Below are 16,860 nucleotides of genomic sequence, written 5' to 3'. Positions count from 1 at the left end.
GGGGAGATCACAGCTTCACCCCCGGCGCTCCATAGACCGGCGTCGCAATGCCTTCCATGCGCGCCTTGATCTGCAGCGCGACGTACTTCGAATAGAAGCGCGACAGCGCCAGATTGCCGCCGTGGAACCACAGCGCTTCCTGTGCCGTCGGCTTCCACATGTTGCGCAATTCGCCTTGCCACGGACCCGGGTCGCCTTTCACGCCCGAGCCAATCCCCCAGCACGGGCCGACCTTGTCGGCGACTTCGCGCGAGACGATCGCCGCCACGGTTTCGTTCATCGAGAGATAGCCGGTGCAGGCGATGATTGCGTCGGCCGCCAGTTCGGTGCCGTCGTCGAAGAGGATGCCTGTCTGCGTCAGCGACTTGATCCCGACGCCGCTGCGGATGCCGATCTCGCCGTCGATGATCAGGTCGCAGGCGCCGACATCGATGTAGAAGCCCGAGCCGGTGCGGTAGGCCTTCATCAGGAGCCCGGTCTCGTCGTCGCCGAAATCGATGGCGAAGCCGGCGCCGCGCAAGCGATCGTAGAAGGCCGCGTCGCGCGCCTTGATGATGTCGTAAAGCGCCCGCTGGCCTTGCGGCAGCAGCGCGAACGGCGTCGAGGCGACGATCATGTCGGCCTTCTCGGTGGTGATGCCGCGGGCCAGCGCCTTTTCCGAAAAGATCTCGAAACCGATCTCCATCAGCGTGTCCGACTTGACCACCGTCGTCGGCGAGCGCTGGACCATGGTCACCTCGGCGCCGCTCTCCCAGAGGTCGACGCTGACGTCATGGCCGGAACTTGCCGCGCCGATGACGGCGACCTTTTTGCCGCGGAATTTCTCGCCGCTGGAATACTGGCTGGAATGCAGGATCTCGCCGTTGAAGACATCGGCACCCGGCAGGTCGATGCGCCTGGGCGGGCCATAAGCACCGGTTGCAAAGACGATGTGCCTGGGCTTCAGCGTGATGTGCTCGCCGGCGCGGTCGAGCTCGACCGTCCAGATTTTTTCGGCGTCGTCGTAGGACGCGCTGACGCATGTCGTGGAGGTCCAGTAATTGAGCTCCATGACGCGCGTATACATTTCCAGCCAGTCGCCCATCTTGTCCTTGGGCGTGAACACCGGCCAGTTCTCGGGAAACGGGATGTAGGGCAGATGGTCGTACCAGACCGGGTCGTGCAGCACGAGCGAGCGGTAGCGATTGCGCCAGGAATCGCCGGCCTGAGTGTTCTTCTCGATGACGATGGCCGGCACGCCCAATTGCCTGAGCCGCGCCCCCAGCACGATGCCGCCCTGGCCGCCGCCGATGACCAGGCAGTAGGGCTGTTGGCTAACGCCGAGGTCACGCGCCTCGCGGCGCCTCGCCTCCAGCCAGGTCTCGCGTTCCGGGTCTGCCTTGTGGCGGACGCCCAGAGGCCGCGCCGGGCCCTTGCGCTCCTCCAACCCCTTGAGATCGCTCATCGCCGTAAACAGCGTCCGGCACTTGCCGTCCCTGAGGCGCATGACGCCTTGCCCCCACGCCGATGACGTCTCGAAAGAAAACCAGGCCTCGATCGCGCCCTCGTCCGAAGTCGCTTCGCCGCTGAGCTGCCACCGGGCAGGCTTTGTCGTTGCCAGCGTCGCCGCCAGCATGTCGCAGATCGCGGCGCGGCCCTCCATCGTCTTGATGTTCCAGGTGAAGGTCAAGAGATCGCGCCAGTAGCAGTCCTCGACGAACAAATTGGTTGCCGCCTCGACGTCGCCGGCCTCGAGCGCCCGGGCAAAGGAATCGAGCCAGGTGGCTGCCTGTTTCGTCGGTGCGATGTCGAGCATCTGTCTTCCCTAACTTCCAGTGACCTTTGCGCTGCCCTTATTCTTACCCTTTCCCTGTTCTTTGCGGGAGAGGGTGAGGGCAGCGCAAACAGTCCGGAAGCTAAGGGCGCAGCGTAGGCCGAAGCGACTGCCGCTGCTGTCAGGCGCGCGCGCGGGCCTGATCCGAACCGCTATCCAGCCATGCAAGATCATCCGGCGAAAGCGAAATGTCGAGCGCCTGGAGGCTGTCTTCCAATTCGTCGAGCGTGCGCGGCCCGATCAGCGGGACGGACGGAAAGGGCTGCGCCAGGACATAGGCGAGCGCGACGTGGATCGGGCTCTTGCCCAGCCGTCTGGCGAGCTCGATGGCACGGTCACGACGGCCGAAATTCTTCTCCGAGTACCAGACCCGGACCAGCTCCTCATTATCGCGCCGGTCGCGGCCGGCGCGGTCGGTGAAGAAGCCGCGGCCCTGGCTCGACCAGGCGAAATTCGGCATCTGCCGGGCGGCGAGCCAGGCCTTCCATTCGTCGCTGGAGGAGGTGACGCAGCCTGCCCAGATCGGCTCCAGCATTTCGGCCAGCGAGAAATTGTTGGAAAGCGCGCCGGGCTTCTGCTTCCCGGTGCGCTCGGCATAGGCAATCGCCTTGTCCATGCGTTCCATCGTCCAGTTCGAGCCGCCGAACGGACCGCGAATGCGGCCGGCCTTGACCTCGCGGTCCATCGCATCGACGAATTCGTCGACCGGCACATCCGGATTGTCGCGGTGCATGAAATAGACGTCGATATGGTCGGTCTGCAGCCGTTCGAGCGACTGGGTGAGCTGCTTGCCGATGACGTCGGGATAGCAGAGCGGCGAGTGCGCGCCCTTGCCGATGACCACCGACTGCTCGCGCACGCCGCGGTTCTTCAGCCACTGGCCGAGCAGCGTCTCGGTATAGCCGGAACCGTAGACGAAGGCGGTGTCGAACAGATTGCCGCCGGCCTCGAAATAGGCATCGAGCAGGATGGCGCCCGACGAAAAGGTGCGGAAATCCTCGAAGCCGAGCGCCAGGCACGAGGCCGGCCGCGGCAGGCCCGGAATGCTGCGCTTGGGGATGGCGGTTCCGCCGGAGCGCAGCTTCCGTCCGGAGATCGTGTTGACGCGCTTTGCCGGTTTCTCGATGTCGTATTCGAGCCCGATTGCCGCCCGCCATTTGTCGAGCACGCGCAGATTGCCGAGACTGTCGGCCCAGCCCATGCCGGGCCAGGTGAACTCCTGCTTTCCGCCGAGAATGGCCTCGCCGGCGGCGTCGACCTCAAATGCGTACAGCCAGCCGTCCTCCGTGACCTCGACCACCTCGGTGTCACCCGGACGGACGATGCGGATTTCGCCGGTGCCGCCTTGCTGGCCGCCGGCATACCAGAAATCCGCCACCTCGATGCGGCCTTTGCTGCCGACAATACGCAAGACATTGTCCTGAGCGAGCGAGATGCTGCAGGACACTTCCGCGACGATGCCGCCCGGAAAATGCAACAGCGCCGACGCCCATTCGTCGACGCCGGATTGGCCGAGATGCGCAGCGCCGACGACTTTGTCCGGCTCGGCGAAGGGCTTTCCCACTGCTGCGCCGGCAATCAGCCGCGCCATCGAGACGGGATAACCGCCGACATCGAGAATGCCGCCGCCGGCGAGATCCTTGGCGTAGAGACGGTGCTCCGGCATGAAGCCCGGCATGGCGAAGCCGAAGCTGGATTTGATCATCTTGATGTCGCCGATCGCGCCGGCCCTGATCACCTCGACCAGCTTGGCCGTCTGCGGATGCAGCCGGTACATGAAGGCTTCGCCGAGAAAGGTGCCGGCCTTGCGCGCGGCATGGATCATGGCGTCGGCTTCGAATGCGGTCAGGCCAAGCGGCTTTTCGCAAAGCACGTGCTTTCCGGCCGCGGCCGCCTTGATCGCCCATTCGGCATGGCTCGGATGCGGCGTCGAAATATAGATCGCGTCGACATCCGGATCGCCAACCAAAGCCTCGTAGCCGTCGAGGATGCGGGCGCCGGGGAAAGCCTCGGTGAGCCCCGCCTTGCCGGGATTGCGCGCCCCTAAGGCGACCAATGTGCCGGTGCGCGAATGGGCGACGCCCCCGGCAAAAGCCTTGGCGATGTTGCCGGGCCCGAGAATGCCCCAGCGAACTTTTTCTGGTTTGGACGTCATGTCAAATCTCCGTGGGGTGGCCGCGAGCAATCGCGATCGGACAAAAGAAAGATGGGTTAGCGAATGCGTGCGCCGGTGGCGTCGAAGAGAAGCGAGCGGTCGGCTTTGATCGACACCACCAGGTCGTCGCCGTTCGCGCGATGCCGCGAGGCCTCGCGCTCGATGATCAGTTCCTCGCGTCCGCCCCCGGTACCGGAATTGGCATAGACATAGCTCACCGATCCCAAGTGCTCGGCGACGTCGGCCTTGAGGGTAAGGTCGCAATCACCCTGGCCGGCGTCGAAGAAATGCTCCGGCCGCACGCCAAGCACAACATCGCCGCCTGTTGCAGGCAAGGCATCCGAAAGCGGCTTGCGCAGTCGCGCGCCGTGATGATTGACCAGTTCGACGACCGCCGCACCGTTGTCGGCCCCGACCATTTTTGCCGCCAAGAAGTTCATTTTCGGCGAGCCGACGAAGCCGGCAACGAAGCGGTTGGCGGGGTCGTCGTAGAGATCGAGCGGCGCGCCGATCTGCTCGATATTGCCGGCGTTGAGCACGACGATCCTGTCGGCCAGCGTCATCGCCTCGGTCTGGTCGTGCGTCACATAGACCATGGTAACGCCGAGTTCCTTATGAAGGCGCGATATCTCGACGCGCATCTGCACCCGGAGCTCGGCATCGAGATTGCTGAGCGGTTCGTCGAACAGGAACACTTGCGGCTCACGCACGATGGCGCGGCCGATGGCGACGCGCTGGCGCTGGCCGCCCGACAATTGCCGCGGCCGCCGCTTCATCAGCTCGGCGATGCGCAGGATTTCGGAAGCCCGCTTCACCCGCCGCTCGGTATCTGCCTTGGGGTTGCCGGTCATTCTCAGGCCGAAGCTCAGATTCTGCTCGACCGTCATGTGCGGATAGAGCGCGTAGGACTGGAACACCATGGCGATGCCGCGATCGGCCGCCTCGACGTCGTTCACCACCTTGCCGCCAATGGCGATCTCGCCGTCGCTGATGTCCTCGAGCCCGGCGATCATCCGAAGCAGCGTGGACTTGCCGCAGCCGGAAGGGCCGACGAAGACGACGAATTCGCCGTCATCGATGTCGATATTGGCGCCGTGGACGATCTCGAAGACGCCGAAGCGCTTGATGACGTTTTTGAGTGTGACTGCCGCCATGCTGATCCTTACTTGATGGCGCCGGCGGCGATGCCGGCAACGAAATGGCGCTGCAGAAGCACGAACACGACGAGCATTGGCGCCGTCAGCATCACCGCGCCCGCCATGATGCCGCCCCAGGACACCTTGGTGAGACCGATCAGCGTGCCGAGCGCCACGGGCGCGGTCATTGCGCCCGGCTTGGAATTGATCAGCAGCGGCCAGAGATAGTTGTTCCAGGAGGCAAGGAAGAGGATGATGGCGAGCGCCGCCAGCATCGGCCGCGCCAGAGGCAGTGCGACGAACAGGAATATCCGCCATTCCTTGACGCCCTCGACCTTGGCGGCGTCGAACAGCTCGTGCGGCATCATCGAAAAACTCTGCCGCATGAAGAGCACGCCCAGCGAATTGAACAGCGGCGGCACGATCAGCGCCACCCAAGTGTTGGCGAGCTTGAAGTCGCGCGCCACCATGATGAATTGCGGGATCAGCACGACCGCATAGGGCAGCGTGATGGTGCCGAAGATGATGGCGACGACCATGCCCTTGCCGAAGAAGTTGTAACGCGCCAGCGCCCAGCCGGCCATCGAGGTCAGCATCACCGACAGGAAGGTATAGGTCACCGCCACCGAGACGGAGATGCCGATGGCGCCGATGAAATTGGTGCCGCGCTGCAGATTGCTGACATTGTCGAGGAAATTGCCATGCGGCAAAAGCTCGATGTCGGGGCTGAAGATGCCGTTGTCGGGCATCGTCGAAAAAACCACCATCATCCACAGCGGAAACAGCCAGACCAGCGCCAGCGGCGTCAGGAACAGATGCAGCGCGATGCTGCGTCCCAATCTGGCCTGGGAACGGCTGACTCTTGAGTGCGAGGTCATTTCGGTTCCCTCGTCAGCCATATCTGCACCAGCGAAATGGCAATCGCCAGCCCGGCCATGGTGTAGGCGACGGCCGAAGCGTAGCCGAAATTGAGCGACCGGAAGCCCTGGCGGTAAAGCAGCAGCCCGAGCGTTTCGGTGCCGCCGCCCGGCCCGCCGCGCTCGGTGATCAGGAAGGGCTCGGTGAACAGCTGCATGGTGCCGATGATCGACAGCACGGCGCAGAACACGATGATCGGCTTGAGCAGCGGCAGCGTGATGTAGAAGAACTGTTTGACCTTGCTGACCCGGTCCAGGGTCGCCGCCTCGTAGACATCCTCGGGAATCGACTGCAGGCCGGCGAGCAGGATGATGGCGTTGTAGCCGGCCCAGCGCCACGTCACCGCCATCATGATCACCGCCATCGCCGGGGTGACGTTGGTAAACCAGTCGACACTGGGCAGGCCGATGCTGTTCAGCAATTTGTTGATGATGCCGTAGTCGAGATTGAACATCAGCCGGAAAACCGCCGAATAGGCGACCTCGCCGACCACGACCGGCGCGAAGAAGGCAAAGCGGAACAGGCCACGGGCCTTGAGCAGTGGCGAATTCAAAAGCACCGCCATCACAATCGCCAGCGAAATCATCACCGGCACCTGGATGACAAGGATCAGCAATGTGTTCTTCAAGGCATTGAAGAAGGCCGGATCGCCGATCAGCCGGCCCCAGTTGAAGGTCGGCGCGAAGCGCCACGGCACGGTGCGCGTCGCCTGGAACGAGATCAGGAAGGAATCGATGATCGGCCACAGCCAGAAGATCGAAAAAATCAGCAGATACGGCGCGAGGAAGCGATATGCCGTGGCGTTCTGGTAGCGCATCGTTTTCCTCCTTTCTGCTTTCAAGTTCTTGCCTTCTCCCCTTGTGGGAGAAGGTGGATCGGCGCGTAGCGCCGAGACGGTTGAGGGGTGATGGCCGGAGTGCCGCCGGCGCCAAGCTGGAGCACCCCTCATCCGTCGCCTTCGGCGATACCTTCTCCCACAAGGAGAGAAGGGGAGCCGCGCGCTCGGAGCCGCCTCGTCTAGATCACGACTTGACCGGCAGGCCGGTCGCCGCGGCGATCTGGCTTGCGGCATCGTCGAGCGCTGCCTTGGCGTCGGGATAGCCGCCGGCCAGATATTTGGTCTGCACCGCGCGGATGATGATTTCGGCGTCGCTCTGGAACGGCGTGCCGCGGCTGGGGACGACCTTGGGCAAGGTGCCGAGGATGTCCTTCCACACGGCTTGGCCACCCCAATAGGGCAGGCCTTCGGAGACATAAGGGTCGTTGAGCGCCGAGATCAGCGACGGCACCAGGCCGAAGCCTTTCAGCATGGTGATCTGGCCCTCATTCGTCGCAAGCGTGTATTTCAGATAGGCGTAGGCGGCTTCCTTGTTCTTCGACACCGAGGTGATGGCGAGCGAGGAGCCGCCGAGATTGGCGGCGCGCGGACCGTCGGCGGTCAGGCTCGGCATCAGATAGACGCCCCATTTGCCTGCCCCATCGGGCGATTCGGTGCGCACGGTGCCTTCATACCAGCCGCCATACATCTGCGTGGCGACCTTGCCGGCGGTGTTGTTGGTGATCTTGGTGCTCCAGTCGGCAGAGGAAATGATGCCGGCGTCCTTCATCTCCTTGATCTTGGTCATGGCATCGACGCATTTGGGCTGGTTGACCGTGATCGATTGCCCGTCGGCGGAGAAGTAGGCGCAACCCTGCTCGTTGGAGATCATGCGGAAGAATTCGGAATCGCCGTTGAAATCGGCGTTGGTCATCGTGACGCCGGGATTGGCGGCCTGGATTTTCTTGGCGGCGGCGATGAAATCGTCCCAGGTCTTGATCGAGGACGGATCGACGCCAGCCTTCTCGTAGAAGTCGCGGCGGTAGAACATCGCCACTGGACCGGAATCCCAGGGCATCGCATAGGCCTTGTCGTCAACCTCGAGCTCGGTACGCTTGAAGTCGGGGAATTTTGCCTGGTCTTCCGCGGTGTAGCCGAGCGTATGCAGGTCGACGAAGCAATCCGGGAACTGGCTCCAGTAGTTTTCGGCTTCGCCGTTCTCGATCGTAACGATGTCAGGCAGCCCCTCGCCGCCGGCGGCACAGCCGGCGATCGATTTGTCGTAGGTCGGCTGGTTGCCAAGGTCCTCGACCGTCACCTTGATGTCGGGATACTGCTTGTTGAAGCCCGCTATGGTGGCCTTCAGCGACGAAGCGGCGATATTCCAGCTCCAGATCGTGATTTCACCGGACTGCGCAAAGGCCGGGCTGGAGCCCAAGGCAAGCGCGAGCGCGGCGCAGGTCAATTTTATGCGCATTGAAATCCTCCCATTTCAGTTGCTCTCTGTTTGCGAGCGTGGCTAGACTAGGCCTCGGGAAAGCCTTGTCCGCGACAAAGGGAATAAGAAATGAGCGGAAAGTAAGATGCCGGAAAGGCCGTTTTACCAGCCTGGCGCCAGCAGCGTGGAGGGCCTGCCGCTGCTGCTGCAGATGTTCCACACCCAGCCCCTGGTGATGCTCAAGCCGCATTGGCACGCCCAGGTCGAGGTGAATTTCATCGTGCGCGGCGCCGTGCATTACCGTATGGACGGGCACGAGCTTTCGCTCTCTGCTGGCGACATGTGTCTGTTCTGGGGCGGCCTGCCGCACCAGATGGACGAAGCCTCCGACGATGCCATCTATGCCGGCGCGCATTTGCCGCTGGTGCATTTCTTCCGGCTCCATTTGCCCGTCGAGGTCCGCAACAGACTGATGACCGGGGCGACGCTGGTGACCGACGCCACCGACCGGTCGGACGACCACAATTTCGAGCGCTGGAACCGCTATGCCCGCTCCGGCGACCCGGTCAAGGCCGAGCATGCCGTCAACGAGCTTTTGCTGCGGCTGGAGCGGGTGCGCTTCGAGCCTTACCGGCTGGTGCCCGAAACCCCGGTCGAACAGGAGATAGGCAGTCCCTTCGATCAGCAATCGCTGCGCAATGTCGGGCGCATGTGCGACTTCATCGCCGAGAATTTCCTCTACGAGATCGATTGCGTCGATATCGCCGCGGCGGCCGATATCCATCCCAAATACGCCATGAGCATCTTCAAGAAATCGACCGGCATGACGCTCAATGAATATGTGAATTTGCTGCGCCTCAGCTACGCGCAGGCGCTGCTGATGCATCAGGATGCCAATGTGCTGCGCGTCGCCATGGAATCGGGCTTCGGCTCGCTCAGTGCCTTCAACAAGTCGTTCCGCAAGCTTTCCGGCATGTCGCCGTCGGATTTCCGCAGGGGCGTGGCCGGCGCCAGATAACGGCTGGATTCAAGCGATAATATCCAGGCGCCTCGGCAGGCGGTTCATCGGCGACGGCCCGTTGGCGGTGATCAGGAACTGGTCCTCGAGATTGAAGCTGGCGAGACCGTCGATGTAGAGCGGGATCTCGAATGCCAGCACCATGCCGGCCTCGATCACGACAGTGCTGTCGGCCGAGATGAACGGCCATTGCTCGGAAAACACGGAATTGCCGACGCCGTGGCCGAAATGGCCGCGGCGATAGGAACGCAGGCCCTGGCGCGCCAGGCTTTCGCTGGCGGCGCGATGCACGGCGGCTAACGGCTTTCCGGGCATAAGCGTGACAAGCCCGTCGGCGAAGGCGCGTTCGGCTATCGCATGCAATTCGGCCTGTTCGGGCGACGGCGGCCCGAAGGTGAAATTCCGCGACATATCCGAGGCATAGCCGTTCACGCTGCACACCATGTCGGCCTTCAGCGGATCGCCGGCGGCGGCGACGGCGTCGGCGCCTTTTGGGCGAGCGCCCAGCGTGACGTATTCCGCCGTCGAGATTTGCTGCGACGACCCGGCGGCTGCATCCGCGACGCCTTGCCGGTAAAGCGCGACCAGCTCAGACTGACGCATGCCGGTCGTCGCATGCTGCTGCAGCCGCGACAGGCCGGCTTCCGACAGGGCGATGCCCTGCTGCAGAAGGTCGATCTCGCTCTGCGATTTGATTGCCCGCAGCCTGTCGAGAACCGGTGAGCCGTTGACCAGGGCAGTGCCCGGCAACATCGCCTGCAGCGCGGAAAAATCGCTGGCCGAGACGAAATCCAGCTCGATGCCGAGCGTCGCACGCTCCAGCCCGAATTCTGTAAAGATCGTTTTCAGCTCGCGGACGGAGCGGGCAAGCTCAAAGGTCGCCGGACGTGAAAAACCGGGAGCGCGGCCAACCAGGCCGGCCTCGATGCGCTGCGCAACAGGCCGGTCAGCCGTCGCCGGCTCGAGCGACGCCGATTCGATCCAGATCGCATGCGTGCGCAGCACGGCGCCGGCCATCGCCGCCCGGAGCCGGGCAGCCTGGAAATCCGCCACCACGACGCCGATCGGCAGGTCGCCTCGCTTGGGAATAACGACGAAACCGGCGCCGGCCCGCCGGAACAGGCCGGCCGGGCCGATCCAGGCACCGGTGGAATATTGGAACGCCTCGGGCTCGCAAAGCACCAGCGCCTCGATGCCGGCGCGCTGCATCAGGTCAGTTGCGCGCTCGCGGTCGACAAAGCCGGTCATGGGATCTCCTCGAATGCACTCGAATCCGACGCCGATGCGGCGGCGTTTGGCCTTAGCGTAGCTTCAGTGCCGCCGTGGAGCAGCTTTTTTCTGGAAGCGCTGTTCACCTTGAGAGTTCGTCGTCGGGAAACGAAAAAAGCCGCGGCGAACCACGGCTTTCAACGCGACGAGTGGTCTGTTTCGAATGCTTACTCGGTTTCGTCGGAAGTGTCGTCGGCAGTGTCTGCCGCGTCTTTCGCGGCCTTCCTATCCAGCGCTGCCTGCAAGGCCAGCGTAGCCTGCGGTGAGGCCGGTGTCGTGGCAACGACCGCCATTGCATGAGCAACGCCGGTCGTCGACTTGTCCTTGGCCGCGGCGGAAGTGGCGGCTCCGTGTCCCTGCGAGCCGGCCCCAGCCGAGTTTCCGCCGTTACCGTTGCTGCCGCCATTGCCGTTGCCATTGCCATTGCCCCCGGGAGCAGCGAGTACCGGAGATGCGACAAGGGTGAGAGCGGCTACAGTCGCGAATAGACAGGTGCGCGTTTTCATAGTTCCTCCTTCGAGTCGCCCTCCCGCCAGGATGGGTTTCAGATGAAAAACGTCAGGACTTTCGAATCCGAAAGTCGGCTGTTACCTAGCTTTGTTCAAATACAGTATTCTACAAGACGGACCTTGGTCCGAAATCGATACGCAAAAGTCCTGAATTTTATCGACAGCGTACTTCGGACGACCGCAGCGGCGGGATTTTTGCTGCCGGCAGATCCGGCGCCGCTACAGCGCAGTGTGCGTCGGCTGACATCAGGCTAGGGTCGAGGAAACCTAGCTGCTCGGCCATCGGTGAGATCATTCAAGGTGATTGAGGAACATTCCACATTTCGTGAAGTTGGGAGCGCAGGCGCGCTTTTGAGGTGCCAAAATGTTTGATGCCGGCGGGCTTTTGGGAGGAAGCCATGATCCGCGTCACGCCTGCATTTCGTGTTTCGCGCCGCCGCGCGTTGCAGTTTGGCCTGGGAGCAACGCTCGCTTCGGCCACCGGCCTTGCCCCGGTTTCCCGGGCCTATGCGCAGGATGAGGTCAAAGACGAAGACATTTTTTTCCGGTTCGCCCTCAATCTCGAATATATATGGAAGCCGAATATTACCTGCGCGGTACAACCGGAAAAGGGATCGAAGACTCGGATGCTGGCCCGAAGGCCGGCGCTGTCGTCGGCGGCAAACAGGTCAGCTTTGACACGCCTGCAATCGGCGAGTTCATGCGCCCATGGCGTCCAAAAAGCTAGTGAGTTCAATTGGCTCGCCCGAAAAGGGTCGAACTCCTGACCCCTAGATTCTGGTCTGAGAAGTCAAGATATAGGCGGTTCGAACGTGTCCCCTACTCCGTCAACGCTCCGGCTTCCCACCGCCAAGGCACATCATGGTTTAGGGGCTTGGCTTAGACGCTCGAAGTGAAGTACCCAGCCCATACCTATTCTATTCTGGAGTCTCCACGTTGATCGTAGCGGTCAAGGCCGCCGAGAATCCGAGATGGTCAATACCAGTGAAATGATGCAGGTTCTTCTGGACCACGTGGCAAGCAGGCCGCTGAGCAGACGTAGCTTCCTGGTTTCAGCATATGGACCCTCTTTGTAATACGAATTGAAAATTGCGCCCTCATGTTTCAGAACAGGTCGGTAGACCCGCGAGGATGATTTCGAATCCTGCGGGTCGCTCACGGTCCTCAAGGCGAGAATTCTAAGAGACGTTCAACAATGACCCAGCACGCAGAAAACGCTCGAATTCTCATGTACAGCCACGACACGTTCGGGCTCGGCCATTTGCAGCGCTGCCGGACTATCGCGCATTCGCTGGTCGAGGATTTCCGCGGACTTCAGGTGCTTATCATTTCGGGTGCGACTATCGCTGGCGCCTTCGACTACCGCGCCCGTGTCGACTTCGTGAAGATCCCCAGCGTCATCAAGCTGCGCAACGGCGAATACACCTCGCTGGAAAAGGACATCGATCTGCATGAGACGCTAAGGATGCGCCAGTCGATCATCCGCCATACAGCTGAGACCTTCCGGCCGGATATCTTCATCGTCGACAAGGAACCGCTCGGCCTGCGCGGTGAGATTGAGGACACGCTGTCCTACCTCAAGACGCGGGGCACCACGCTGGTGCTTGGCCTGCGCGAGGTGATGGATGCGCCGCATCTGCTCGAAGCAGAGTGGGCACGCAGAGACGTGATGCGCAAGATAGGCGTCTTTTACGACAAGGTCTGGGCCTATGGTCCGCCGGATTTCTACGATCCGCTGACGGGCTTGGATGTGCCCCCGGCTGTCAGGGCAAAGATGAGGTTCGTCGGTTTCCTGCAACGGAGCCTGCAGCGGAACGAGTTGCCCGGCCACCGACCCGAGGGCGACTATATCCTCGTTACTACCGGTGGCGGCGGTGACGGCGCCGATCTGATCCACGACGTCATCGATGCCTATCAGCAGGATCCGCAATTGCAGCATAGAGCCCTGATCGTGCTTGGGCCTTACATGCCGGCGCGCAAGCGCAACAAGCTGCTCAAGAAGGGGTCCAAGATCCCCTACATCAAGATCATCGAGTTCGACAACCGTATGGAAGACCTGATTGCCGGCGCCAAGGCGGTAGTGGCGATGGGCGGCTACAACACCTATTGCGAGATACTGTCTTTCGACAAGCCGGCGCTGATCGTGCCGCGCGTCGAGCCCCGCCGGGAACAACTGATCCGCGCACGGCGCGCAGCCGAACTCGGCCTCATCGAGATGCTTTTGCCTGAAGAAGCCGAGGATTCCCGGCGGTTTGCTGATGCACTGAAGGTGCTGCCGGACCGGCCCCGCCCATCGCAGAGCAATCCGCATCTGACGCTGGAAGGGCTGCCTCATATTTCCGAAATCGTCGCGGAACTGCTCGACCGGCGGGCCGGCCATCACCTTTCGGTCATTGAAGGAATGACCTGAGTTGCAACATCGCAAGATCGTCGTGGTTCTGAAGGGTTACCCGCGGCTGTCCGAAACCTTCATCGCGCAGGAACTGCTCGGTCTTGAGCGTGCGGGGTTCGACCTGATACTCGTCGCGCTCAGGCGGCCGACCGACGAAAAACGCCACCCCGTGCATGACGAGATCAAAGCGCCCGTCCATTATCTGCCGGAATATCTGCATGAAGAGCCGCTGCGCGTGCTTCGCTCGCTGTTTGCCTCTCTGCTGCGTCCGGGCTTCTGGCGCGCGCTCGGATCGCTGGCTGCCGATATGCCCCGCGACTTTACGCGCAATCGCGCGCGCCGCTTCGGGCAAGCGCTCGTGCTGTCGGCCGAATGGCCGGAAAACGCGGGCTGGCTGCATGCACATTTCGCGCACACGCCTGCATCGGTGACGCGCTATGCCAGCCAGCTTCGTGGCCTGCCCTGGACCTGCTCGGCCCATGCCAAGGACATCTGGACTTCGGCCGACTGGGATCTGGCCGGCAAGCTTTCCTCGGCGCGCTGGACGGTCACTTGCACGAAAACCGGCTTCGACCGTCTGAAAAAACTCGCTAACGGCAACTCGTCTGTGCATCTGAGCTATCATGGGCTCGACCTTGATCGCTTCGGCAGTTTCGGCGAGGCGCGAAAGCAGCATGACGGCTCGGCTCCGGACGAACCGGTTGTCGTTCTGAGTGTCGGGCGCGCCGTTGAAAAGAAAGGTTACGATACGTTGCTGGAGGCCCTTGCCCTGTTGCCCGGCGATTTGGCGTGGCGTTTCGAGCATATCGGCGGCGGCGAAGAACTGGAACGGTTCAAGTCGCTGGCGCAAAAGCTCGGCCTGGATGGTCGCGTCTCTTGGAAAGGCGCGCTTGCGCAGGAGGAGGTGCTTGAGCACTACCGCCGCGCCGACATCTTCGCCCTGGCCTGCAGGATCACCGCAAATGGCGACCGCGACGGTCTGCCGAACGTTCTGGTGGAGGCGGCTAGCCAGCGGCTTGCCTGCGTGTCGACCGATATTTCCGGCGTGCCGGAGCTTTTATCGCCGGATGAAACCGGGTTGCTGGTTCCGACGGAAAACCCGATTGCCCTGGCACAGGCGCTGGAGCGCCTGATCCGTGATCCCGTGCTCCGCGACCGCCTCGGCGACGCCGCAGAGCGGCGCGTGCGCGGCAATTTCGATCATATGGCAAGCATTGGACAGCTCAAGGAACTGTTCGAGCGGGAGTGGCGGGCCGCCGAATGAAGCGGCTGCGCGCTTTCTTCTATGTCCAGCACCTGCTCGGCATCGGCCATCTCGCGCGCGCCAGCCGCATTGCGGCGGCTCTGGTCGATGACGGGTTTGACGTTACCGTCGTGACCGGCGGAGCGCCGATCGCCGGGTTTCCGGGACTGGGTGTACAATCTGTAACCCTGCCACCTGTCACCTCCGGTGATGAAGGATTTTCGGGACTTGTCGACCTGCAAGGCAACCCGATCGACGATGATTTCAAGAAATGGCGTTCAGAGATGCTGCTGCAGGCATTCCGGGATTGCAGGCCTGATATCGTCATTGTCGAGGCGTTTCCATTTGGACGCCGGCAGATGCGTTTCGAACTCTTGCCGCTGATCGAGGCCATCGACGCGACGTCGCCCAGACCGCTGCTGGCGACGTCCGTCCGTGATATCCTCCAGGAGCGCGTCAAGCTGGGCCGAAACGAGGAAACGGTCGATCTCATCAACAGGCATTTCGATCTTGTTATGGTTCACGGCGATCCGGCTTTCGCAACCATCGACAAGACATTTCCACTGGCTGGGGCGATCAGGGCCGAGGTCACCTACACGGGGCTCGTTGCCGCGCCGCCATCGCCCGCGGCCTCCGAGCGCTTCGACGTTCTGGTGTCGGTTGGCGGCGGGGCTGCCGGAAAGAGCCTTGTCAGATCCACCATCGCAGCGGCGCGGAATGCCAACAACGCTTGGAAATGGTGTTTGATCACCGGCCCAAACCTGCCGAAAGACGAGTTTGACGCGATCGCACGCGATGCCACGCCGGGCCTGTCCATCTTCCGGTTCCGCGAGGATTTCGCCAGCCTGCTGACCGGCGCCCGCCTGTCAGTCTCGCAGGCGGGTTACAACACGGTCTGCGATGTCCTGCGCGCGGGCTGTCGCTCCCTGCTCGTCCCATTTGCAGCCGGCGGGGAAACCGAACAGACGGTTCGCGCCCTGATGCTCGAAGAACTCGGTCTTGCAACGGTGCTGATGGAAAAGGACCTGACGCCTGAAGGTTTGGCGCAAGCGGTCGAACAAGCGCTTGTGGAACCGACGCCATCCGCGCATCGTCTCGATCTGGAAGGCGCGCGTCGCTCCGCGCAAATCCTGCGCGAGCGGCATCGAACATGGTCCCTAAACGTGGGGCCCGGTTTCGGAAAAGTTCATGATTAAACAGACGATAGATCCTAGAGCGGTTCATCGTTCCACGCAGAACCGCTCTGTCTCTTTGTTTTGACGCAATTCCGGACGGAAAGCCGTTTCCACACTTTCCTGCAAATGCTCTAACGCGCGTCGCGTCTGGTGAGATTCGTGCGACGCGCTTCAAGTCCTGTTTTTATGCGTGTCGTTGTCCCAAAACCGCTACGCGCTTTTGGGCGAAATGCATTAAACAGTTCCAATCAGCATGAAGCGCGTATAATTTTTTGTCGGCAGTTCGCCGGAGAACCGCACCTCCCGTAGCGCCGCCATTTCCTCGAAGGCTGCAAGCGAAGCCACGCAGTTGATGTGCGTCGGCTCGCTGAAATAATCGTTCGATTGCAGCAGTACATTCGTGCCCGGCGGAAGCAGAGCAAGCCAGGCGCGCAGATCGGCTATGTGTTCGCAGCTCGTATTGATCATCAGATCGGGCCGCCCGGCCGCATAGTCGAGTGCGTACATATCTGCCGTCAGCGCCCGGAACCGGTCGCCGGCTTCCCGGTTGAGGGTCCGGGCGACCGGCGCGACTTCGGGATCGATGTCGATGCTATCGACCGCCGCGATGTCGAAGCGAGCGTCGTTGAAAAGCATTGCCGGCAATACGCCGTACCATCCACCCAGAACCCATATGCGCCCGAAGCGGCCGCCGCCGCTTTCGAACAGCCTGTCGAGCGCCCACATCTTGCAGGCGACCTGCTTGTGGTTGAAGGCGTTGGCGATATCGGCCTTCGGATGCTTGGCGACGACGCGCGCCAGCCCTGCCACGAGAGGGCAGTTGACATAAGCAGCAATTCCCCGCGTGAGGTCCAAGGCTTGCTCGTGCCAGTCCATGGCATTGCGTGGTTGCGTGACATCCATCATAATTCGTCTTGTATGTTGGGATTTTGGGCGACACAACGCAATCTTGCCTTCCGCAAGACTGTTTGATTCCG

Annotated in this window: 13 protein-coding genes and 1 pseudogene; 5 read left to right on the top strand and 9 right to left on the bottom strand. The window is 62.1% G+C overall.

Going from position 1 to position 16,860, the window contains the following annotated elements:
• Nucleotides 1-7 precede the first annotated feature (7 nt).
• From NKI17_RS16770 to NKI17_RS16745, 6 genes are all read right to left on the bottom strand, one after another.
• A complete protein-coding gene (locus tag NKI17_RS16770) occupies nucleotides 8-1,795 on the bottom strand; it encodes an NAD(P)-binding domain-containing protein (protein ID WP_352692096.1) in 1,788 nt (595 codons plus the stop codon).
• Between the two features lie 139 nt (nucleotides 1,796-1,934).
• Nucleotides 1,935-3,968, bottom strand: coding sequence for an aldo/keto reductase (locus NKI17_RS16765; protein WP_352692095.1), 2,034 nt, complete (start codon nucleotides 3,966-3,968; stop codon nucleotides 1,935-1,937).
• Nucleotides 3,969-4,024: 56 nt separating this feature from the next.
• Nucleotides 4,025-5,122 (bottom strand): ABC transporter ATP-binding protein, encoded by a 1,098-nt coding sequence (locus NKI17_RS16760; protein WP_352906360.1) that lies wholly within the window; start codon nucleotides 5,120-5,122, stop codon nucleotides 4,025-4,027.
• A gap of 8 nt (nucleotides 5,123-5,130) precedes the next feature.
• The gene (locus NKI17_RS16755; protein ID WP_023675945.1) at nucleotides 5,131-5,982 is read right to left on the bottom strand and encodes a carbohydrate ABC transporter permease; all 852 of its coding nucleotides are present in this window, start codon (nucleotides 5,980-5,982) and stop codon (nucleotides 5,131-5,133) included.
• Nucleotides 5,979-6,839, bottom strand: a complete 861-nt coding sequence (locus tag NKI17_RS16750) for a carbohydrate ABC transporter permease (protein WP_254817930.1) — start codon at nucleotides 6,837-6,839, stop codon at nucleotides 5,979-5,981. Before NKI17_RS16750 ends, NKI17_RS16755 begins: the two co-directional genes overlap by 4 nt.
• Before the next feature lie 205 nt (nucleotides 6,840-7,044).
• The gene (locus tag NKI17_RS16745; RefSeq protein ID WP_023675947.1) at nucleotides 7,045-8,316 is read right to left on the bottom strand and encodes an extracellular solute-binding protein; all 1,272 of its coding nucleotides are present in this window, start codon (nucleotides 8,314-8,316) and stop codon (nucleotides 7,045-7,047) included.
• Between the two features lie 106 nt (nucleotides 8,317-8,422).
• Here NKI17_RS16745 and NKI17_RS16740 point away from each other — a divergent pair, with 106 nt between their 5' ends.
• Nucleotides 8,423-9,295, top strand: coding sequence for a helix-turn-helix domain-containing protein (locus NKI17_RS16740; RefSeq protein ID WP_352570094.1), 873 nt, complete (start codon nucleotides 8,423-8,425; stop codon nucleotides 9,293-9,295).
• A 9-nt stretch (nucleotides 9,296-9,304) separates the two neighbouring features.
• Here NKI17_RS16740 and NKI17_RS16735 read toward each other — a convergent pair whose 3' ends face one another.
• Both NKI17_RS16735 and NKI17_RS16730 read right to left on the bottom strand, forming a co-directional pair.
• Nucleotides 9,305-10,543 (bottom strand): M24 family metallopeptidase, encoded by a 1,239-nt coding sequence (locus tag NKI17_RS16735; RefSeq protein WP_352570092.1) that lies wholly within the window; start codon nucleotides 10,541-10,543, stop codon nucleotides 9,305-9,307.
• Between the two features lie 188 nt (nucleotides 10,544-10,731).
• A complete protein-coding gene (locus NKI17_RS16730; RefSeq protein WP_023675950.1) occupies nucleotides 10,732-11,070 on the bottom strand; it encodes a hypothetical protein in 339 nt (112 codons plus the stop codon).
• Nucleotides 11,071-11,471: 401 nt separating this feature from the next.
• Between NKI17_RS16730 and NKI17_RS16725 the strand changes: the two are divergent.
• From NKI17_RS16725 to NKI17_RS16710, 4 genes and pseudogenes are all read left to right on the top strand, one after another.
• A pseudogene (locus NKI17_RS16725) lies at nucleotides 11,472-11,779 on the top strand (ferritin-like domain-containing protein); the annotation flags it as partial.
• 489 nt (nucleotides 11,780-12,268) lie between these two features.
• Entirely contained in the window at nucleotides 12,269-13,483 is a 1,215-nt protein-coding gene (locus tag NKI17_RS16720; protein ID WP_352450264.1) for a glycosyltransferase family protein, read from the top strand.
• 1 nt (nucleotide 13,484) lies between these two features.
• Entirely contained in the window at nucleotides 13,485-14,729 is a 1,245-nt protein-coding gene (locus NKI17_RS16715) for a glycosyltransferase (RefSeq protein WP_352570091.1), read from the top strand.
• Nucleotides 14,726-15,904, top strand: coding sequence for a glycosyltransferase family protein (locus tag NKI17_RS16710; RefSeq protein ID WP_352570090.1), 1,179 nt, complete (start codon nucleotides 14,726-14,728; stop codon nucleotides 15,902-15,904). The genes NKI17_RS16715 and NKI17_RS16710 overlap by 4 nt, the downstream gene beginning before the upstream one ends.
• 213 nt (nucleotides 15,905-16,117) lie before the next feature.
• On the opposite strand, the gene NKI17_RS16705 is transcribed toward NKI17_RS16710, so the two are convergent.
• Nucleotides 16,118-16,786 (bottom strand): class I SAM-dependent methyltransferase, encoded by a 669-nt coding sequence (locus NKI17_RS16705; RefSeq protein WP_352470917.1) that lies wholly within the window; start codon nucleotides 16,784-16,786, stop codon nucleotides 16,118-16,120.
• Nucleotides 16,787-16,860: the final 74 nt, after the last annotated feature.

The organism is Mesorhizobium sp. M0816 (genome assembly GCF_040320005.1).
Classification (GTDB): Bacteria; Pseudomonadota; Alphaproteobacteria; order Rhizobiales; family Rhizobiaceae; genus Mesorhizobium.
The sequence above is the reverse complement of the archived record's forward strand: the minus strand, read 5'-3'. Positions and strand labels throughout refer to the sequence as shown.